This is a genomic window from Xenorhabdus poinarii G6 (assembly GCF_000968175.1).
Taxonomy (GTDB): Bacteria; Pseudomonadota; Gammaproteobacteria; order Enterobacterales; family Enterobacteriaceae; genus Xenorhabdus; species Xenorhabdus poinarii.
Genome location: NZ_FO704551.1, coordinates 596,153 through 616,012, shown reverse-complemented (window position 1 = coordinate 616,012; position 19,860 = coordinate 596,153). Strand labels below are relative to the sequence as shown.

The window sequence follows — 19,860 nt, the reverse complement described above, 5'->3', positions numbered from 1 at the left end:
AATGCTGATTATAGAAACGATCCCCATGCTACGCCGGGAAATCCGTCGTTGGCATCAAGAAGGCAAGCGTATTGCTTTCGTTCCCACAATGGGAAATTTGCATGATGGTCATATGACATTAGTTGATACCGCCAAAGCCCAGGCCGACGTTGTTATTGTCAGTATTTTCGTCAATCCGATGCAGTTTGATCGAGAAGACGATCTGGTCAACTATCCCCGCACCTTGCAGGAAGATTATGAAAAACTGAGCCGTCGCAATGTCGAGCTGGTCTTTGCACCCAATGCCAACGAAATGTATCCGAATGGCTTCGGTGCTAACCACACTTTTGTCGATGTCCCCGCGTATTCCCAGATACTTGAAGGTGCCAGCCGACCAGGGCATTTTCGAGGTGTCACTACCGTCGTCAGCAAATTGTTTAACCTGATCCAGCCTGATCTGGTTTATTTTGGCGAGAAAGATTTCCAGCAATTACACATCATCCGCCACATGATCGCAGATATGGCTTACGATATGACGCTGGTCTCTGTGCCTATCGCCCGTGATAAAAATGGATTGGCGCTGAGTTCACGTAATCACCTTCTCTCTGCTAAAGAGAAAAAAATTGCGCCTTTACTGAATAAGGTGATGCAATGTATGGCAGAAAAGTTGAAGAATGGCGAACGGGAGCCTGAACAGTTGATCGAATGGGCCTCTGTTCGATTACGTGAAGAAGGTTTTATACCAGATGAGCTATTTATCTGTGATGCCGAAAATCTGAAACCGTTAACAGAACAAAGTCAAAAAGCCGTCATTTTGATGGCGGCAAGGTTAGGTCAAATACGGCTAATTGATAATCAGCAGGTTGATTTGACTCACTAATGTTCATTGTGGGGTATGTGTCGCACTGTCATGATCATGCACATATCCCCCAAAACCCGCCTTAATATGCAATACAATGGCTGAAAACAAGAGTGGGTTGTGAATTGAATTTGGCAATGTCACTACTATATCAACGACCCTATCGACGCCCCAATCGACGACCAAGATCATAAGATGATTGACCTTTGGGAATTCATTGATTAGCCGACCCGCAAACGGCAATTTTACTGCGTACCACCGCTTTCATCGCATCCATCCCGACACGCAGGTAATCACGCGGATCGTTGCCTTCCGGGTTATCGACGAACCATTTTTTCACCGCAGCGGCGAAAGCGATTTTTAACTCAGTGGCAACGTTCACTTTACAGACACCAAGCGCAATGGCACGTCTGACATCGTCATCCGGCACATCGCTTGCGCCATGCAACACCAGTGGAATAGCAACTTGTGCGCGAATTTCAGCCAGCCGCTGGAAATCAATTTTGGGGCGTTTAGTGTAGAGACCGTGTGCAGTGCCAATCGCAACGGCAAGGCTATCTACACCCGTTAGCTCGACAAAGCGGCTCGCTTCCTGTGGATCGGTGAAAAACGCATTTTCTTCGTCAACAGCCATATCGTCTTCCACACCGCCCAGACGACCTAATTCTGCTTCCACGCTGCAATCGTAACGGTGGCAAAAATCCACCACCGATTTGACTAACTTAACATTCTCGAAAAATGGCAAGTGGCTACCGTCAATCATTGCGCTACGCACGCCGGCGTAAACTTTTCGCCGGATATCTTCCAGTGATTCATGGTGATCGAGGTGTAACGCCAGCGGCATACCGTAGTTTTTCGAGTAGGCTTCACACAGGGCGTAGATCTCTTCAAAAGCGATGTGTTTGAAAGTGCCAGGGGTGCCTGCGAGGATCACCGGCGATGGCATCTCTTTACAAACTTCCAGGATTGCCTGAATAGTTTCTGCATTGTGGATATTAAACGCTGGCACGGCGTAGCCTCTGGCATACGCAGCCTGAAGCAGATATTTGGTCGAGATAATACTCATGAGATCAACCTCTCAATGTTTCCAGGGATGAATAACCACACCTTTCACAACGCGGTTTACTGTGCTACTGGCGGAAGGCGTATCAGGGGGAATGCCTGCTTTGATGGATGCGGTCAGCGCGAAAATTTGTGCGTACATCAGGAAACAGAACGCCTGTTCGATATCGAGAAACTCTCGGGCCGCCGGTAACAGGATATGCGGCCCCGCTGTCACTTCCGGGCTACGGATCGCAGAGATCGCCACCACGCGCATGGCCTGCTGGTCACGGTGCAATTCGGCAAGTAAATCCAGATCGTACTGACGGGTATATGGGTGACTGGAAACCATCACCACCACCAATGTTTCATGGTTAATCAGTGATTTTGGCCCGTGACGGAAACCGGTCGGAGAGTCGTAAAATGCGGCCAGTTTTCCGGCTGTCAGCTCCAGTACTTTCAGTGCTGATTCACGCGCAACGCCCTGTAATCCACCGCTGCCGAGGTAAGCGATGCGCTGAAAAGGCAGATCACCAAACACCATTTCGCTGAAATTGCCCTGCGACGCGATAATCTGTTCGCAGCGCGTGGCGACAGCCTGAAAAGTGGTGCTGTTAATGACATCCGGCGCAAATACCGCCAGAGCGCTTGCCATCATGGTGGTCATGCTGCTGGTCATCGCGAAACCACGATCATGGGTTTCAGGTGGCATCAACAGTACCAGCGCATTATCGCTGTGTACCGTGTTCTGATACAGGCAACCCGCCTGATTGCAGGTCATGACCAGATGGTAACAGCGCTTGACAAGCTGGTTCGCCAGATCCACTACCGCGACGCTTTCCGGGCTATTGCCGGAACGGGCAAAGGAAATCAACAGCGTCGGCTGATCTGCGGGGAAGTAATCCATTGGGTTGGTGACCAGATCGGTCGTGGGGATTGCGACAACGTTTTTCCCGGTGTGACGCATCAGCCACGGCGTAATGATATCGCCAATAAATGCGGAGCTGCCTGCCCCCGTCAGGATAATCTTCAGATCGTTTTTTTGTAGCAGAGGTGCGAGGAACGCGTTGAGGGTGTCATGTAAACGATCAAGATTGTTCAGCGCCCGAAGCCAGCTTACTGGCTGCTGGCGGATCTCTTCTTCAGTCCAGGTTTGAGTACCGGCAGATAGAATTTCGCTCATCACGATCAAATACCCCCTTCAACGATCTCAGCATCGCGGTCGCGCCCCATTTCATCCACCAGGCTGGTTAAGCCGCGGTGGCCACACACCAACGCTTGCAGGCGAAATTCTGTGCTGCTGAGTCCGTCACATTCCGGCACCATCTCCAGCAATAGTTGCAAATTGACGCCAGTGATCACCTCACGATTAGGTTTCTGCATCGCCAATGTCGAAGCCACACGGAATGGAGTACCGCCCAGCAAATCGATCAAAAACACCACCCCTTCACTTTCATCGAAAGCGGCTAACGCCGCTTCAAACTGAGCGGTCAGCAAGGCGGGAGATGCGCTTGCCGGGAAGTCAATGGCAATAACCTGCGGCTGTTCGCCGAGGATCTGTTTCATCGCTTGTTCCAGGCCACTGGCAAAGCCGCCATGCCCGCTAAGAATAATCCCTAACATGTGCTTCTCCCCCTTACTTACAGGAAGTGACCAAACTTACCGGCAATGCCCAGCACGACTGTGATGCAGATAAGAGACAGTGGATTCCAACCGCGACGTACCAGAGCGTACATCATCAGGGTGTAAACCAGCGGCAGAAATGCGGGCATCAGCTTGTCGATCACATCAGTTTGCAGTTTCACGACCGCATCGCCCGCCTTGATGTCCAGCGTCGTGGATAGGCGAACATAAGTGGCGACCAGCGCGCCAATGACGGTCATCCCAACGATAGAAGCGGCATGCCCTACTTTACGGGTATTGGCTTTAATCAATGGGATCGCCGCTACCCCCATACGATAGGCATAGTGAGCAAGACCAAAGCGCAAACTGAAATGAACGATGTTAAACATGACGAGAAACACAACCGCGCCGAGAATAGAGTCTTGTAGCGCTAGACTGGCACCAATGCCGCTGCAAATGGGCAGCAGAGTCAACCAGAACATCGCGTCGCCAATCCCGCCGAGCGGCGCTCCGACGGCAATTTTGGTGTGCTGAATGCTATTCACATCCTGCTTGGAACGCTCCATCGCCAACACGATGCCAATCACAAAAGTCACGAGGAACGGGTGAGTATTAAAAAAGCCCATATGACCTTTCATCGCTCGCGCAAGGTCACGTTTGTTGGTGTGGATTTTTTTCAGCATGGGCAGCAGGCCGTACAACCAGCCAGCGGCTTGCATCCGTTCATAGTTAAATGACGCCTGTAACAGCATGGAACGCCACGCCACACGGTTAATGTCTTTCTTCGTCAGTTCCGCACCAATATTTTGATCTTCATAAATATTATCATTTGTGATGGCCGTATCCGCGTTGCGAGCTTGGGATGAAGCCTGAATATTAGATGCCATCGTCGAATTCCTCTTGTTGAGCGCGGGAAGATTGAGGTAGTGTCGGGTCTGTACGCATAAACGCCATCAGCGCCAGTGCTAGCGCCACAGCAGCAATCGCCAATACCGGCAGTTTTAGCCAGGCTGCGCCAACAAAGCCGATAATGAAATACGGAATGTAGACGTTTTTCATCATGATTTTCAGCAGCACCGCGAAGCCGATCGCTGGCATGATGCCCCCGGCAACGCCCAGACCGTCGATCAACCGGACGGGTAACATTTCGATCAGGGTTTTTGCATATTCTGCACCGAAGTGGATCGGCAGAAAGGCACACAGAAAATAGAAAGTACCGAGTACCAGCAAAGCTATATAGTTAATCCATTCGATGCCACGGGTGTCCGCATTCGCCGCCATACGGTCACAGCGTGCCATCACACCGGACATGATGGAAAACAGGAAAGTGATCCCCATTTGTACCGCAATGGCAAACGGCACCGCGACCCCGACCGCGACGTCTGGTTTCACGCCGGTGGTAATGGCAAAGGTTGTCCCAACGATGGTGCCGATAATGACATTCAGTGGCTGCGCGCCCGCCAGAGGTACAAGCCCCATCCACACCAGTTCCAGCGTTCCGCCCGTCAGAATACCCGTATGCAAATCACCCAGAATCAGACCAACCAGTGGGCCAAGAACGACCGGGCGATGCATATGCGTCAGACCGTTGAACATATCCAGCCCGGCAATAAAAGCCAGAATGCCCAACGCGATCGCTTGTAATAAGCTAATTTCCATACCAATTACCTCAGAGAAGAGTGTAGAGATCCTGAGCCGGTTCGGTGGGAACCCCCTGAACAAAACACGCCACCCCCGCCTGTTTCAATCGATTGAATGCTGTGATGTCTTGCTCACCCACTGAGACGGTTTTAGCAATTTGTTTTTTACCTTCGGCGTAATGCATGTTGCCGACATTAATGCGTTTTACGGGGACATGGCCTTCCACCAAGGTAAGAAAATCTTGTGGTTTTTTGCAAACCAGCAGAATTTTCTGACGGTCGGCCGCACGATGGATATTGTCGATCACTTTCTGTAATGACCAAAAACGGACGGCAATACCTTCTGCGAGCACCATTTCCATCAGGTTTTGCTGCAAGGTATCTTCCGCCACTTCATCGTTGGCAACCAACACCAGGTTGGCGCCAACAAAGCCAACCCACTGCACGCCAACCTGACCATGGATCAGACGCTCATCGATGCGGCTTAATACAATATTTGGCATAGTTTTTCCTCATTACTGAACGAAATCGATTGAGCTAAATCGATGCCACAGTACCCCGACAAGCGGCATGATACTGGCGCAATACATCCTGGATATGATCTATCATTAATTCATGTGGGGTTGCCGCAAGTAATCCTTCACGAATTCTCATGTACTGAAGCGGCAAATACTGGCTGATCAGCGGCAAGGGAATGACTTCATTGGCCAGATTATTCACTAGCCGACAATAAGCGTTGTCAATATCGGAGTCAGGCCAATAGTAGCGGATGCGATCAGAATAGCTGTAGCTGCGCGCCAGACGCAGTGCTTCATGACGGCCGTGGTAATGTTGCTGCCAGTGTTCTGGATGTGCCCGCATCACATTTTCCACGACCTCTCGCAGATCTGAACATCGGTGCGCAGGGAGTAATTCGCGCTCAATCGCGGCGAGTGAGAACAGCGCTTCGCGCAGCGCGAAGGTCAGCGCCGGGCCAACTTTCAGGATCGCAAAGTGATGCTGAACCAGTTGCTGCAAAGCGTACGGCGTCTGATAATCGGTGGAATGTGCTTCAAACACCATCGTGTCAGACATTTCAATCATCTGGCTCAGGGCACGGGACTGCGCCGGTTGATAATCAATAACCTGAGTATGGTCGAACTCGACCCCCGGCTGCACAACAAGACCCATCACACGCGGCCACAGATCGTTGAGCCCCTGCTGCTCAAAAGCGCGGCGGTGAGTTTCCAGCGTTGCTTTCGCCGCCTGGGGCGTGGTGACCGTCAGCGTATGCAGCGTTTCATGCGCCCCACCAGGCACCGGTACTTCAGTACCGATCACATACGCCAAATCGGATACACCAAACTGCGCAATGCAGGTTTGTTCGGCAATGCGGGCCAATCTGGCCGCGCGCTCTGCGACGATGGCATCGTTTAACGGCACCGGGTCGTCGGCACAAGACATGCTACAATCCAGGTGGATTTTCTTAAATCCGGCGGCGACATAGCGACGGATCAGTTCATCGGCCTTTTCCATGGCTTCTGCGGCGGGCTGAGTCTGCCAACGGTTTGGCCCGAGGTGATCACCGCCGAGAATCAATTGGTCATGGGGAAAATGATGTTTATCCGCCAGTTGTTGGACGAAGTGACAAAAGTCGGCGGGCGTCATGCCAGTATAACCCCCGTACTGATCAACCTGATTGGAGGTGGCTTCGATTAACAGCAGGGTGCGAGCGTCCAGAGCGTGGCGTATGGCGGCTTCTAACACTAGCGGGTGAGCGGAACAGACAGCGAAGATGCCATAACGCTTATCTTGTTTATGATTAGCCACAAACGCAGTTAACTGTTTCATTTTCTTCTCCCTATCGATGGATTAACCGCCACCCTTTCGATTTATTTCATTTCATACTGTGCCATCATCAATAAAACACAAAACAAAAGATAGCGAAATTGAGATCCCTTTCGCAAAAGAAACAAATCGAAAGATCGCTTTGCCCCACGAAGCCGTGAATAATAGGAAAAATATCGGGTTGTTAAGACTTGCATTCGATGAAAAGAAAGGGATTAATAGACGGAACGAAATGAAACGAAACGTTTTTATGCAAGGATCTTCTATGAGTAACAGTGCTTCCGTCACGGATAAACGTATTTCCAGCACCAGCGAACGGCGCGAGCTGATTATTCAGCATCTTCGCCAGAAAGGAAGCGTACAAGTCAATTATTTATCGGATTTTTTCGGTGTTTCCACGGTGACGATCCGTAACGATCTGACGTTTCTGGAAAAGCAAGGCATTGCGATGCGTGCCTATGGTGGCGCACTGGTATGCGATCCGGCGCCCCTGCCAGCGGAATCTTCTGTAGAGGATAAAAGCACCCTGAATATTGCGCTGAAACGCAGCATTGCCCGCGCCGCCGTCGAACTGATCAAACCCGGTCATCGCGTGATCCTGGACTCAGGCACCACCACGTATGAAATCGCACGGCTGATGCGCCAGCATAAAGACGTCATCGCCATGACCAATGGCATGAATGTCGCCAATGCACTACTGGAAGCCGAAGGGGTGGAGCTGTTAATGACCGGCGGACATTTGCGGCGTCAGTCCCTGTCATTTTATGGTGATCAGGCCGAGCAATCACTACAAAACTACCATTTTGATATGCTGTTTCTAGGCGTAGATGCCATTGATCTGGAACGGGGCGTCAGTACCCATAACGAAGATGAAGTGCGATTGAATCGCCGGATGTGCGAGGTAGCAGAACGCATTATCGTGGTCACCGACGCCAGCAAATTTAACCGCGCAAGTCTACATAAGATCATTGATACGCAACGTATTCATATGGTGATCACCGATAAAGGTATTCCGACGGATAGCCTGGATGGCTTACGTAAAGGCGGCATCAACGTGATGCTGGTCGAGGAATAAAAAAATATTTACCAACAGGGTAATGGTCTGCCATGATAATGAGCCGGTTGGAAATCGCAAAAACCAACTTTGGGGGTAAATATGACGCGAAAATATCTAGCCAACGTCAGTGTTGTCTGTCTTATATCGGCATCCTGCATCCCATACTCATCTGCAACAGACCTTGTTGAAACACAATATTTAAGTACACCCAATAAAATTTACCATGCCGGTGATAAATATCCACGGATAAAAGTTGCCACCTATAATATCGCCGGGGGATTAAGAAACCATACCGTCAACATTGCGTTGGTTTCCGAAGCCATCATGAAACTTAACCCAGATATTATTACACTTGAAGAAGTTGACCAGGGAACAGCCCGAAGTCATGGGCTTGATCAAGCAAAAGAAATCGCCAGAAAAACCGGCATGTACTATTCATTCGGTAAATCGCTGGACATGGAGGGGGGAAGTTATGGAAATGCGATTTTATCAAAGTTTCCCATTGAAAAAACCATGGTTTTCAAACTCCCCTCTGGAAGTGAAGAACCGCGGTCACTGATGATTAGCAAAATTAACGTGCCAGGTTTTGATGCGGCGGTATATGTGTATAACAGCCATTTCGACTGGCGTGAAGATGATACGGTCAGAATGGCGCAGGCCCGATTTATCAATAGCATCGTATTCGATGATAGGGATCTTGATAAGGTGCTACCCAATCTTGCTACGGGTATAACCATTTTGATGGGCGACTTTAACTCAGTGAAAAGCGACCGTGTGACAAAAGAAATAGGAAAATATTGGCAGCTGGTCGACGTCATTGGTACTGATACCAGAACATGGCCAGCAGGAAACCCAGGACTTGACCTTGATCACATTTTTACGGGCAAAGGACAAAAATGGATCATTGAAAAGCTCACCATTCCAAATGATGGAAAAGAAGCATTCGGCATTAAGTGGCAGACGGTGAGTGATCACATTCCTGTTATGGCAACGATGAAACTTGTTGAACAGTAAGCATCACAGCACCCACTAATATTGCGACGAGAAATGCGCAGTTTTTTGCTGTTTGAGCATGTCCCCACCGGTTATGGCAGTATGACTTGCAGCCTGCGCATTTCTGATTTAGCGTTTCAGAGAGTGATTACCCAACATCGTCATCAACGTCTCACAGAGAAAAATGCAATGATTTTTCGAGACTTTTTTTGAGCGTTTTGGTTGGCGCATATTTCAAGAAAAGATTTCTCTTCAAACAATGAAAGAAACGATCATCTTGCTCGACTTCACTCAATGCCCTTGAAGCATTAACGAATATTTCCGTCCTTGGAATACGGATCGTTTCGTATTGACGCAGCGCAGAAATGGGATCTGACGGTTGCCGAAAAACATGCCCCAAAACCGCCGCGTCTTCGATGGCCATACCAGCACCCTGCCCCAGACTGGTCAGCATAGGATGAGCCGCATCGCCTAAAAGCGTTATTCTTCCTTTCCCCCAGCAAGGTGAAAAAGGTCTGTCCTGTGCGGGTACAGCAATGATATTTTCGGCGGGGGTTTGTAAGATAATATCGCTAACAATCGCCGGCCAGCCCTGATAATAGGATAAAATATCTTGGTGGCTGCCTTGCCAGTTATGCGCCTGTTCAGTACGCATATTGGCGGTTCCCCACCAATAGACCTCACCACCCCCGACATCAATCAACCCTATTCGTTTTCCTGCGCCCCAATAATGCCCCACGTAGCCAGGTGTAATCTGTGGATGTTGATAACGAGTTACCCCCAGCCAGCACAGATAATCGGCTGTGCGCGTTGGCTTATGCCCCTGAATATAATCACGGACAAAAGAGTAAATCCCGTCAGCACCGATGAGCAAATCGCCATGTGCTTCTCTGCCATCAGCAAAGCAAACAGAAATACCCTCATCACTTTCAGTCAGTTCGATGGCTTTCGCACCGACATGAATAATATTCTGATCAAGCTGCTGTAACAGTGCTTCCTGCAATGCTTTACGTGAGAGACAAACGCTATCGAATCCATAAGAAGACGAGACTTCAGGGATGGGTAATCGGCGTATTAGACGATCTTTGACGTTCCTAATTTCAAAACATGTCATGGGAGCACCAAAGTGCGCCAGTTTCAGATTAACCCCAACAGAAGATAACGCCGCAATAGCATTGGACATGACAGATAAACCTGAACCTGCTGTCCGTAAAGTGGGTGCTTGTTCATAAACTTCAACAGCATAGCCCATCTGCCGTAACACGATAGCCGCCGTTAACCCACCGATACCTGCTCCAACTATGAGTACTTTTAATGGGCGATTCATATTTTCTCCGACATTAACCCTGCTTGTTGGCTAGAAACGTTATGCATTTCTTGAAGGATAACTTTTGCAACCTCCGCCACATGCGGCTCCTCCATAATTTCTAAATGATCACCGGGAACATCAATGACATTAATATGACCCGTGGTCTTACTTTCCCAGCCATTTTTAGGATCACGATACTCACTGTTTATCGCATCATGCATAGAACGTAGGACGTCAGGTAACGGGCGTGTTGCATGCAATAAAGTCATATTCACATCTGCCATGTAAGCCGCATAATCCGCAGCGGCTTGCCAATTGTTCTTATACACATCAAATAATCTTTGTACGACGGCGCGAGAACTGCCTTGTGGAATGGCGCCGGTGGCAATGGCATGCTCGGTGATATATTCGAACCGCGCCTGCAAAGAGGTTATCTGTTCCGGTACACTTTGTTCAGGGAGGGTCGCCCCTTCATTTAGCCACAATAATTCCCAAAAAAACCATCGTAGCAGTGCGTCATCATTTATTTTTCCTTGAGGTTTCGAGTTAAGCGCAACCGTATCTAAGACGAAAAGATCAGCAACCGCTTCCCCCTGTTCTTTCAACTGACGTGCCATCTCAAATGCGACAAATCCCCCATAAGACCAACCCCCAACGGAGTATGGGCCATGTGGCTGGATTTGACGTATGGCGTCCAGGTAATTCGCCGCTTGTGCCTGTACACTGTTCAATGGCTTAGATCCCGCATCGACGCCGTGAGCCTGCAAAGCATAGAAAGGCTGATCTTCAGGAAAGTGCTTCACTAATCGTAAATAGGCCAAGACATTGCCCCCCATCGGATGGACAAAAAACAGTGGCCGTTTATGACCCGTCGTCCGCATGGGAACAAGCGGGCTAAATTGGGGATCACCCCCTTTTTCCCGGATATACATCGCTAACTGTGCAACCGTTGGGTTACTCACAAAACGGGACAAAGGAATGCTGATACCGAAATATTTTTCGACCAAAACAACCATTCTCATGGCTGTGAGTGATGTCGCACCAATATCAAACACATTTTGATGAACAGATAAGCGAGGTATTTTCAATAAGTCCGCCGCCAAATCACACAATACTTGCTCATGCTCGTCCCGTGGGGCAATATCACCTGAGTCATTATGCCCATGTATGATCCGCATACGACGTAACGCAGCATCATCGCGTTTCCCGCTTGGGGTTTTAGGCAAGGCTGCCAGCCACGCTATTTGCGTCGGGTGCATATATTGAGGCAGCATTTCGGACACATGTTGTTGTACCCGCAGTGTAAATGCGTCGTTCTTTTCCCCGATCAGAAATGCAACCAGAACCCCCTCACTGTCACCCTGCTGTTGAACAACAACAGCCACGTTTTTGAGTACGTCGGCGGCACCGGGGGTACTCAAGATGGCCAATTCTATTTCCGCCAGTTCTACACGGTAACCACGGACTTTGACTTGTGTATCCCTGCGACCTAAGCAGAGTATATTTCCATCGTTAAGTTTTACCCCTAAATCCCCAGTACGATACAGTGGCTCATCACCCTCTTTGGGGATAATAAAATGTTCTGCCGTTAATTTTGGCTGACGATAATAACCAAGAGCAACAGGTAACCCCCGAGCATAAATTTCACCTGGCTCGCCAGAAACAACCTCTTCTAACTGACGGTTAAGGAGTACGATATCTGCGTTGTTAATGCTTTTACCCATTGGCGGTAACGCCGGGAAAGACATCGGATCACCTTTCATCGTAAAGGCAGAAATAACATGCGTTTCTGTGGGGCCATACTGATTCTCAAGGATGCCGTGATGGATTTTCCCCATAAAGAGACGAATATCCTCCGTGATCCGGAGTTGTTCACCGGATGAAATGACCACGTTTAGCTTTTTGGGATAGATACCCAGTGTTACGGCGGTTTCTGCTAATTGCTGAAGTGCCACATAAGGCAAGTAGATCCTTTCCGTCTGGTAAGTATCGATAATACGCAGGAGTTGCAAAGGATCACGGCGTTCGTCTTCACGAATAAGATGTAATTCTCCCCCCGCAGTCAGGGTAGAAAAAATTTCCTGAAAGGAAACGTCAAAACTCAGAGGGGCATACTGCAAGGTAGAACGAATATTTTTTCCCGTCTGAGTCTCATTTTGCCAGGTCACCAAATTCGACAAACTACGATGTGGCATTGCCACGCCTTTCGGTTGACCCGTTGATCCTGATGTAAAGAGTAAATAGGCCAACTGCTCAGGGGCGATGTCTATCGTTGGTACATGCGGGTTGCCGTTGAGCAACGTGTCCACGCTGATTGTCGGAACAGTAGCGATGTTGAGTAATGACGCGGATTTATCATCCACAATAACCCGTATTGGCTGAGCTTGTTCTATCATCGCGGCGATACGTGAAGCCGGGTAACTCAGATCTAATGGCAGACATACGCCTCCGGCTCTCATCACACCAAGCATTAATGCAATTAAGGTCGGAGAACGTTCAAGCGCAATCGCAACGGGGGTATTTTGAACAACACCCTCAGAAATCAGTGTGGACGCAATTTTCCCGGACGCCAGCCATAATTTTTCATAACGCCACCGTCGATCATGATAACGCAGCGCGATTGCCTCAGGGTGTTCCTGTACCTTTTTCGCTATCATCGTGATCGTTGAGATGAATTTCTGTGGAGATGTTTCCCGGCTTCTTGGTGCCAGCGGCCGGCTCAGGGTTGCCCGTTGATCACCACAATTGACCATGCGGCTTAAAATGGTCATGTAGGTGTCCAGATACGTCTCAGCCTGCACTTGTGAAAAAACACCACCATCGAAATCACACCGTAGGTGGTTTTGACCCGTGATGAAGTCAGTCATGACATTGAACAAGACTTCAAAGTTAGTTTCTTCCCACGGTTCAAAGGCAATAAGCGACAAATCAGAACCCGCAAAGACATCGGATAATACGTGGAAGTGTACGTAATTGAAGGCAGAACTGATTTTCGCCCCTTCACCTACCGCCTGTTGGATAGCATGAAGCGGGTATTGACGGTATGGCGCATGACGCTGTTCCGCCTTGAAGACCGAATGAATACACGCTTTCCATGTTTTGTCAGTGACCGCGAAACGAACAGGGAGCGTATTAAGAAACAAACCCAGTGCCTGCTCTGAATGCTGTACATCAGGTCGGCCATGCGTGACCAATCCCGTCGCAATTTCATCCTGAGCGGTCACACTAGCAATAGTTAAACAATGCGCAGCAAAGAAAACCGATTTAATGGACACGTTTTCCTGCTGTACCAGCATCCGCAATTTTTGGTCAATGTCTTCTGGAACGATGACCTTTTTGGTGAAAATCCGCTTGTTGGGGAGACTTTCGTACAATCGGTAGCTAGGAAATTGCGTCCGGGGAAGCCCTCTAAACATCGCTTGCCAGAACTCTTTGTGTGCCTGGTCTTGCAATGCGTGAAGTTCCTCTTGTATATAGCGTGCCGGGGATGGCAGCACATCCGTTTCAGCCACATACCGACCATCATTCAGGTAACGAGAGAAAAGTTCATGCACCAAATTTGCCACACTACCACCATCAAGAATGGCATGATGGAAGCTAAAGACCATCTCTATGGTGTCTGCGGTTTTGAACAAGCAGAGGTGATACAACGGCGCACGATCAAAATGGTAGTCCTGACAACGCCTTTTTTCCATGTACTCTTTAATCAGCGGTTCAGACTCAATCCATGGTAATAAGCTGAGATCATTAATCTCAAGAGCTTCCTCAATATTGATACGGTGATGAATAATTTGCACCGGCTCGCTGAAATCAGCCAGGTTAAAGTGTGAACGAAGAACAGGATGACGTTGAATCGTGGCGGCCACACTTTGACAAAAAATGTCAGGTTTCCACTCACCTTTCAGGGTATAGCGGAAAACATCTTTATAAGTGGCTGAGTCTTTACGCTGCTGACTATGATATATCAGGCCAAGCTGGAGCTGAGTCGCCGGAAAGGCATCAGCATATTGCGTCAGTTTCCCACGCTCTTTTTCTTTGATCAGGGCAAAAGGGGGTAATGCAACGGCGCTTGGCGCCTGATGCCCCGTGTCAATGTGTCGGCCTAATTCAACCAGGGTCAAATGTTGTGATAATTCAGAAAGAGTCACATTTATGCCTGCCTTTTCGGCTTCAGAACGCACTTTTAACATTAAGATAGAATCGCCCCCCAGTGTGTAAAAATTATCCTGAACACTGAGTTGTTCGATCTTTAATACGCGTTTCCAAATGTCTGCCAGTTTATATTCCGTGTCAGTCTTAGCATCATCCTGTTGACCCAAAACCGCAGTGTTCACCAAGGCACGCAGAGCCTCACGATCGACTTTACCGTTTGGCGTCAGAGGCATAGCCGGAATCTGAACAAATGCCTGAGGAACCATGAAATCAGGCAAGCATGCCAGTAACGTTTTACGTAATTTTTCAGCCGTGAAACTCGGATGATGCGTCACATAGTAAGCACAAAGGGAAGTTTCATCATGATTGTTCTGTTGGGGTAAGACTGCCGCTTGGGTGATGCCAGGAATACGCTCGAGTGCGTTTTGCACTTCCCCTAATTCAATGCGGTTTCCTCTGATCTTCACCTGATTATCGATTCTTCCCCAGTATTCGACGCTGCCATCCGATAACCACCGGGCTAAATCGCCGGTACGATACCAGCGCTGCGCCTTATCCCAGATAAATTTCTCGTCCGTTAATTCTGGCCTATTGTGATAACCACGCGCCAATCCAATGCCACTGATTTGCAGCTCTCCCACCATACCAATTGATTGCCGAGTACCATGTTGAGACACCACCCTCAATGCAATATTGTTGATTGGAAAACCAATGGGGACTTGGTTGATACGATCAGGGTGTTCAGGAAAAAACTCGAAATATGAAACATCGACGGTAGCCTCTGTCGGACCATACAAGTTGATCAGCGCAGGGGCATTTAATCCAAAGATAGAAAAGATTTGACGGAACTGATTAACCCTGGCGGGGGAAAGGGCTTCACCACTCGTGAACACACGGCGCAGGCTGATTAATGTCCCCACTAATTCAGGTTTATTGGCCAAAATGTCTAAGAAAGGCTGGAGCATCGAGGGAACAAAGTGCAAGGTCGTCACGTGATGCACACAAATAGCATTGATTATCTCTAATGGATCTTTGTGAGCACCAGGAGGTAACACATGGACAGCGGCGCCGGATATCGACCACCAGAATAACTCCCAGACAGAAACATCAAATGAAATCGGGGTCTTTTGCAGTATCACATCGGTATTATCCAGTGGGTAACGTTCCTGCATCCACTCAATCCGATTAACCACCGCATCATGATCAATCATCACCCCTTTGGGCTTCCCGGTGGAGCCTGATGTATAAATCATATAGGCCAGGGAATCGGCGGTAGATAAATTGGGCTGTTTTACATGTTCTTCCTGAGCGGAAAGGTGATGGCCGTCAATGACCGTATAAGATCTGGCGGTTAAAAATGGCGCCGCTTTATCGGCGATAATGACCCCGACCCCACTGTCATTTAGCATGTCATCAATCCGCACCTGTGGATAATTGGGATCGATGGGTAAATAAGCTGCCCCAGCTTTTAATACAGCAAAAATAGCGGTCAGCATCTCCGGGCTACGATCCATTAAGATAGCGATCATATCGCCTTTGCGCACGCCCTCTTTCAATAAGACCGCCACCATATTGTCTATACGGCGCTGAAACTGAAGATAAGTCAGAGCGGGTTGCTCACCCGTGCCAACGATAGCCACGGCTTTTTCGTGTAATGCAACCTGAGCATCAAATAACGTAGAGACCGTCTCTTGTTTCGAGAATTCTGTCACGGGGCCTTGCTCAAAAAGCGCCAGCTGTGCCATTTCTTCTGCCGAAGAGAGATTCACATCTGAGACAGTTTGTGTTGGTGATGCAATAAATTGTTCGATAATACGTTCTAAAGCGGCAGTAAACTTTTCAAAGGGATAATGTTCATCGAAAATATCTACCGCACCCGTGATATCAATACAGACATCATTATGATTCCCATACGTGCCCATATGTATCGCAATGGCATCATCTTCGTGAGCAGCCCCATAAATATCGATATGTTTCGGGGGATAAGCAGAAATATCGCTGACAGGGAAGTAATTATAAGATACCGTGACATCAAACCATTGACGATTTATCGTTCCCAGAGACTTAAGCAAACGGCCGAGTGGAATATGTTCAAACGTTTTTAGTTTGTTAGTTTCTGTTTTAATCCGCGCCGCTAAGTCGATAAGGGTATCGTTCGCGCTGACCCTCAGAGCAAGTGGTAAAGTATTCGCCCATTGACCCGCCATATTGCGTTGATTAGCCCGACGATTGAGCAGAGGAACGCCGATGGTTAAGCGGGTATTATTATGTATCCGTGACAATAAAATGGCGACCGCTGACATAACAACTTGGTAAGGCGTGATTTTTTGTGATAGCGCTTGCTCAACTTTACTCTTAGCCAAGATATATCGGTGACGCATAAAGCGCGAAAGGGGGTTTTTCTTTTTGCGATTAAATAAAACCGGTTCACTACGTTGTGTTAATGCCGCTAATTCCGCTATTTGTTGCTCTATTTCTGGTTGTGCCAGCCTTTCTTCCTGTTCAATAACCGCTGAAAGATATTGCTGATAATGATCATGCCATCGTGCCTGATTAATTTCAGCACCCTGATAATATTGGAGAATTTTTTCCACCAATTGATTGATTCCCCAACCATCACAAATAATATGGTGAGCACGAAGAAAAATAGCCGTGTAGCCATTTTGTAAATTTCGTATCAGAGCAATATCAAGGAGCGATTTGTCATCCAGCTTAAAAATTCGTTTTGACCATTCACTGAAAATAATAGCAACCTGTTCACCTTCGGCATCAATAACTTCTGCTCGGTTTAGCGAGCTATTTTGTCGCTGTTGACTCACTACACCGGCTTGTTCAACAATGCACAATTGGCATGTAACATCATGATTCATCACATCATTAATTGAATTAAGCAGTTTTTCGCTGTTAATATTGCCTTGTAATATCCTCGCGAGAGCGATCGTGAACTGACCACTTTCTGGATGACGTTGAGTTTCATAATAGATCTCTTTTTGATACTGAGTCAGGGGAATAATGGGTAATGTGTTCATGGCAACTCATATTCTAAATTTAAAGTGATATTTTATGAATTTAATTCCCCTTAATACAACGTCAATGAAGATATCATTCATGACATTTTCCCTGTAAGGTGTAACAAAAATCGATGCATAAAATAACGACTCTATTTTATTTCAGCACTTTATTATCCGATTAATTCAGTAAAACTGGCAGCTTTAAAAAAGAATAGGCGAAGCAAGTCATTATGCTATTTTAATGCTATTCGTCGAATTTGAAAATTAATTTATCACCCTTTAAAAGGGGAGGAATATAAAACACAAGCATGCTCGCATAATATAACGCTAAATTTTTTTGAATTTACTGTAGATATCTTTTATTTTAAAAAGATCAATATCAATATTTTATCTAATAAAAAAGATTTTTTCCGATAAATAATCAATACCCAATCAGTTTATTATGATAGATTCGACATGTTCCCCACTCCGCCAATATCCGCGGCGGAGTAGTTGAGTTTAGCGATTAATTCCTTAATCCTCGCCCAGATTCAATGAAATACCAGGCCAGTAAATAGAAGCCAAGAATAAACAGTCCCAACATCCCTAAGGTCATCGCCAAAGAAACCTCCGTAATACCGAGAAAACCATAACGGAAGCCACTGACCATATAAACGATAGGGTTAAGCTTTGACACCGCCTGCCAAAAAGCCGGTAACAACGTGAGGGAATAGAATACCCCGCCCAAATACGTCAATGGGGTCAGAACAAAGGTGGGGATAATACTGATATCGTCGAAGGTTTTCGCAAAAATGGCATTCAACAGCCCTGCCAACGAAAATAGAATAGACGTTGCCAGCAACGTGATGACGACCATTCCCCATGAGTGTATGTGTAACGGTACAAACAATCGGGAAACCAATGTCACCAGAATACCAACGCACACGCCACGAGCCACCCCTCCCCCGACAAATCCGGCAATGATGATATGGGTTGGCACCGGAGCGACCAGCACTTCTTCAATACTACGCTGAAACTTCGCCCCAAAGAAAGACGAAGAAACGTTAGCGTAGGAGTTGGTAATCACAGACATCATGATCAATCCTGGCACAATAAACTGCATATAATCGAATCCCCCCATCTCACCAATGCGGGAACCCACCAGGTTGCCAAAAATAATGAAATAAAGGGACATCGTGATCACAGGCGGCAGCAAAGTTTGTACCCAAATTCGACCAAAACGGGTAATTTCTTTCATCCAAAGGGTTTTCAAGGCCACCCAATACAGTTGGATCATTATCTCTCTCCTTGATGATGACGGGTCAATCCGACAAATAACTCTTCCAGACGATTCGCTTTGTTACGCATACTGCTAATTTGTATCCCCTGTGTCGTTAATTGGGCGAAAATCTCATTCAAACCTTGCCCGCGTTTGACATCCACTTCCAGCGTTGTGGCATCAAGCAGTCGATAATCATACCCCTCAACAATCGGTGCTGTCCCTTTCGGGGTTAAATCGAACAAAAAGGTTTCATTTTCAAGCTGACTGAGCAAATCTTTCATCGTTGTGTTTTCCACCAGCTCACCGTGCTGAATAATGCCAATGTTACGGCACAGCATTTCAGCTTCTTCAAGATAATGAGTCGTCAGGATGATCGTCGTTCCCTGCACATTCAATTCCCGCAAAAATTCCCACATCGATCGACGTAACTCAATGTCTACCCCTGCGGTAGGTTCATCAAGGATCAGCAACTTAGGCTGGTGCATTAAAGCACGGGCAATCATCAAACGCCGTTTCATACCACCAGACAAACGAATGGCGCGTTCGTTGCGCTTTTCCCATAGATCCAATTGGGTAAGATAAGTTTCAGCTCTGTCCTGAGCGACATTGCGCGGGACACCATAATACCCGGCTTGATTCAAGACAATCTGAATCACTGTCTCGAATGGATTGAAATTAAATTCCTGAGGAACAAGACCAAGCTGCCGTTTGGCGTTGACGAGATCGGTATCAATATCGTAGCCAAAGACCTTAACCTTACCGCTACTTTTATTCACTAAAGAACTGACAATGCCTATCGTGGTGGATTTTCCTGCGCCATTTGGCCCTAAAAGAGCGTAGAAATCACCGGCTTCTACACGCAAATCAATTCCCCGCAGTGCTTTCACTCCACCCTCATAGATTTTCGTGAGCTGCGTTAATTCCAGTGCGTAAGACATAAGAGAAAAATACCTTTATTATTTACTAGTTATCAGTGCCAGATGGAAATTATGCCATTATTTTTCCCTTATTTCTTAGCAATGATAGGGAACAAATAAAAAACATTCTTCAATTAAATATTAAATTCTCAATTGATGTTGTATATGATTCTATCTCAAAAATGTTGCCA

Annotated in this window: 15 protein-coding genes; 3 read left to right on the top strand and 12 right to left on the bottom strand. The window is 47.5% G+C overall.

The genetic code is table 11. The annotated features are described in order from the left end of the window. Position 1 precedes the first annotated feature (1 nt). On the top strand, positions 2-859 hold the full coding sequence (gene panC / locus XPG1_RS02705; RefSeq protein WP_045957718.1) for a pantoate--beta-alanine ligase: 858 nt from the start codon (positions 2-4) through the stop codon (positions 857-859). Positions 860-862: 3 nt separating this feature from the next. Here the strand turns inward: panC and XPG1_RS18205 are convergent, their stop codons facing one another. From XPG1_RS18205 to kbaZ, 8 genes are read right to left on the bottom strand one after another with little or no spacing between them, the layout of a single operon-like run. Beyond that, positions 863-1,030: a hypothetical protein gene (locus XPG1_RS18205; RefSeq protein WP_157879422.1), complete on the bottom strand. Its 168-nt coding sequence runs from the start codon at positions 1,028-1,030 to the stop codon at positions 863-865. Between the two features lie 22 nt (positions 1,031-1,052). Next, a complete protein-coding gene (gene kbaY, locus XPG1_RS02700) occupies positions 1,053-1,904 on the bottom strand; it encodes a tagatose-bisphosphate aldolase subunit KbaY (protein WP_045957717.1) in 852 nt (283 codons plus the stop codon). Positions 1,905-1,916: 12 nt separating this feature from the next. Beyond that, the gene (locus XPG1_RS02695; protein WP_045960338.1) at positions 1,917-3,062 is read right to left on the bottom strand and encodes an SIS domain-containing protein; all 1,146 of its coding nucleotides are present in this window, start codon (positions 3,060-3,062) and stop codon (positions 1,917-1,919) included. Between the two features lie 5 nt (positions 3,063-3,067). Then, positions 3,068-3,502: a PTS galactosamine/N-acetylgalactosamine transporter subunit IIA gene (gene agaF / locus XPG1_RS02690; RefSeq protein ID WP_045957716.1), complete on the bottom strand. Its 435-nt coding sequence runs from the start codon at positions 3,500-3,502 to the stop codon at positions 3,068-3,070. A 17-nt stretch (positions 3,503-3,519) separates the two neighbouring features. Continuing rightward, on the bottom strand, positions 3,520-4,389 hold the full coding sequence (agaE, locus tag XPG1_RS02685; RefSeq protein WP_045957715.1) for a PTS N-acetylgalactosamine transporter subunit IID: 870 nt from the start codon (positions 4,387-4,389) through the stop codon (positions 3,520-3,522). Further along, positions 4,379-5,161 (bottom strand): PTS N-acetylgalactosamine transporter subunit IIC, encoded by a 783-nt coding sequence (agaW, locus tag XPG1_RS02680; RefSeq protein ID WP_045957714.1) that lies wholly within the window; start codon positions 5,159-5,161, stop codon positions 4,379-4,381. Before agaW ends, agaE begins: the two co-directional genes overlap by 11 nt. Positions 5,162-5,171: 10 nt before the next feature. After that, on the bottom strand, positions 5,172-5,645 hold the full coding sequence (gene agaV / locus XPG1_RS02675) for a PTS N-acetylgalactosamine transporter subunit IIB (RefSeq protein ID WP_045957713.1): 474 nt from the start codon (positions 5,643-5,645) through the stop codon (positions 5,172-5,174). A 34-nt stretch (positions 5,646-5,679) separates the two neighbouring features. Beyond that, complete coding sequence (kbaZ, locus tag XPG1_RS02670; RefSeq protein WP_045957712.1) at positions 5,680-6,972, bottom strand: tagatose-bisphosphate aldolase subunit KbaZ; 1,293 nt, start codon at positions 6,970-6,972, stop codon at positions 5,680-5,682. 262 nt (positions 6,973-7,234) lie between these two features. On the opposite strand from kbaZ, the gene XPG1_RS02665 reads away from it, so the two are divergent. Further along, positions 7,235-8,044 (top strand): DeoR family transcriptional regulator, encoded by an 810-nt coding sequence (locus tag XPG1_RS02665; protein ID WP_045957711.1) that lies wholly within the window; start codon positions 7,235-7,237, stop codon positions 8,042-8,044. 81 nt (positions 8,045-8,125) lie between these two features. Then, entirely contained in the window at positions 8,126-9,040 is a 915-nt protein-coding gene (locus XPG1_RS02660) for an endonuclease/exonuclease/phosphatase family protein (protein WP_052708224.1), read from the top strand. A 151-nt stretch (positions 9,041-9,191) separates the two neighbouring features. Here XPG1_RS02660 and XPG1_RS02655 read toward each other — a convergent pair whose 3' ends face one another. The 4 genes from XPG1_RS02655 to XPG1_RS02640 all read right to left on the bottom strand — a co-directional run bounded on the left by XPG1_RS02655 (position 9,192) and on the right by XPG1_RS02640 (position 19,690). Continuing rightward, positions 9,192-10,346 (bottom strand): FAD-dependent monooxygenase, encoded by a 1,155-nt coding sequence (locus XPG1_RS02655; protein WP_045957710.1) that lies wholly within the window; start codon positions 10,344-10,346, stop codon positions 9,192-9,194. Next, on the bottom strand, positions 10,343-17,509 hold the full coding sequence (locus XPG1_RS02650; protein WP_045957709.1) for a non-ribosomal peptide synthetase: 7,167 nt from the start codon (positions 17,507-17,509) through the stop codon (positions 10,343-10,345). Before XPG1_RS02650 ends, XPG1_RS02655 begins: the two co-directional genes overlap by 4 nt. A 487-nt stretch (positions 17,510-17,996) precedes the next feature. Continuing rightward, positions 17,997-18,767 carry an ABC transporter permease gene (locus XPG1_RS02645; protein WP_045957708.1) on the bottom strand — a complete coding sequence of 257 codons (771 nt, stop codon included), beginning with the start codon at positions 18,765-18,767 and terminating at the stop codon, positions 17,997-17,999. After that, on the bottom strand, positions 18,767-19,690 hold the full coding sequence (locus tag XPG1_RS02640) for an ABC transporter ATP-binding protein (RefSeq protein WP_045957707.1): 924 nt from the start codon (positions 19,688-19,690) through the stop codon (positions 18,767-18,769). The genes XPG1_RS02645 and XPG1_RS02640 overlap by 1 nt, the downstream gene beginning before the upstream one ends. Positions 19,691-19,860 lie beyond the last annotated feature (170 nt).